At 64.0% G+C, this 1,843-nt stretch carries 2 protein-coding genes; both read right to left on the bottom strand.

Annotated elements, in window-relative coordinates; genetic code table 11:
• Window positions 1-75 precede the first annotated feature (75 nt).
• Window positions 76-1,206 carry a homoserine O-succinyltransferase MetX gene (gene metX, locus WBB07_RS23205; RefSeq protein ID WP_526310982.1) on the bottom strand — a complete coding sequence of 377 codons (1,131 nt, stop codon included), beginning with the start codon at window positions 1,204-1,206 and terminating at the stop codon, window positions 76-78.
• Window positions 1,207-1,321: 115 nt separating this feature from the next.
• A partial coding sequence (locus WBB07_RS23210; protein ID WP_526310984.1) for a TMEM165/GDT1 family protein occupies window positions 1,322-1,843 on the bottom strand: 522 nt, incomplete at its 5' end.

Here is a 1,843-nt window from a genome sequence, read left to right on the forward strand (position 1 = left end):
CGCCGCAGCCCAGGTCGAGCACGCGGGCGCCCTGGGGCACCAGCTGGGCCAGTGCTTGCATGGTGGGTGTGGCGGTCATGCGCGGAACTCCTTGGCAATGCCTTCGAAATAGGCGCGCATCGCGGCCAGGTAGCGGGGGTCGTCCAGCAGAAAGGCGTCATGGCCGTGCGGAGCGTCGATCTCGGCATAGCCCACATCGCGCTGGTTCTGCAGCAGGGCATGCACGATCTCGCGGCTGCGCCCCGGTGCAAAGCGCCAGTCGGTGGTGAAGCTCACCAGGAAGAACTTGGCCAGCGTCTTGGACAGCGCGGCCTTCAGATTGCCGCCGTGCTTCTTGGCAGGGTCGAAGTAGTCCAGCGCCCGGGTGATCAGCAGGTAGGTGTTGGCGTCAAAGTAGCCGCTGAACTTGTCGCCCTGGTAGCGCAGATAGCTCTCGATCTCGAACTCGATGTCCTGGGTGGTGAACTGGATGTCCGGGCCGTTGCGCAGCGCACGGCCGAACTTCTGGTTCATCACATCGTCGCTCAGGTAGGTGATGTGGCCGATCATGCGGGCGATGCGCAGGCCGCGCTGCGGCACCACGCCATGGGCGTAGAAGTCGCCGCCGTGGAAATCCGGATCGGTGACGATGGCACGGCGTGCCACCTCGTTGAAGGCAATGTTCTCGGCGTTCAGATTGGGCGCACTGGCCACCACCACGGCGTGGCGCATGCGCTCCGGATACTGCAGCGTCCAGCTCAGTGCCTGCATGCCGCCCAGGCTGCCGCCCAGCACGGCCGCCATCTGCCGGATGCCCAGCCGGTCCAGCAGCAGCGCCTGGGCGTTGACCCAGTCCTCCACCGTCAGCACCGGAAAGCTGGAGCCGGACACCGCACCCGTGTCCGGGTTGGTGTGCATGGGGCCGGTGGAGCCGAAACAGGAGCCCAGGTTGTTGACCCCGATGACGAAGAACTTGTCGGTATCGACCGACTTGCCCGGGCCGATCATGTTGTCCCACCAGCCTTCGCTCTTGGGCTGGCCTTCGTAGACACCCGCCACATGGTGCGAGGCGTTGAGCGCGTGGCACACAAGGATGGCGTTGGACTTGTCGGCGTTCAGCGTTCCGTAGGTTTCGAACGCAAGGGTGTAGTCGCGGATGCTGTGGCCGCTTTGCAGCGGCAGCGCATCCGGAAAATGCATGGATTGCGGTGTGGCGATGAAGGACATGAAAAAACCCGGCATCGCTAAAAACGAGGCCGGGTCGATAGATGTCGTCGGACGGGTCTTTAGCAGGATTTATAAAGCGCCCGCAAGCTGTAGCAAATCGGCGCGTGAGCGGCAATTATGCCAAATCCTTGAGCATGGGCGCAAACAGCGCCAGCAAGCCCAGCACCAGGAAAATGACCGCCGACACCAGGTGCACCATGCGGATGGGCACCTTCTTGACCAGCTTGTCGCCCAGCCACACCACCGGGGCATTGGCCAGCATCATGCCGAAAGTGGTGCCCGCCACCACCCAGACATAGGCTCCGCTGTACTGGGCCGCCAGCATTACCGTGGCGATCTGGGTCTTGTCGCCCATCTCGGCCAGGAAGAAGGCAATCAGCGTGGTGCCGAACACGCCCCAGCGGGAATGCTGGGACGTGCCGTCATCGTCCAGCTTGTCGGGAATCAGCATCCAAACCGCCATGGCGATGAAGGACAGGCCCAGGATCCAGCGCATGGCGTCCGGGCCGACCATCTGGGTCACCCAGGCGCCCACGGCGCCGGCCAGGGCATGGTTGACCAGCGTGGCCACCAGAATGCCCAGCACGATGGGCCAGGGCTTGCGAAAGCGCGCCGCCAGTACGAGGGAGAGCAGTTG

Source organism: Mycobacterium sp., assembly GCF_049647605.1.
In the GTDB taxonomy this organism is placed as follows: Bacteria; Actinomycetota; Actinomycetes; order Mycobacteriales; family Mycobacteriaceae; genus Mycobacterium.

Excerpts from the sequence above, each read along its gene's own strand:
- metX (WP_526310982.1), bottom strand. The coding sequence starts at position 1,206 with ATGTCCTTCATCGCCACACCGCAATCCATGCATTTTCCGGATGCGCTG.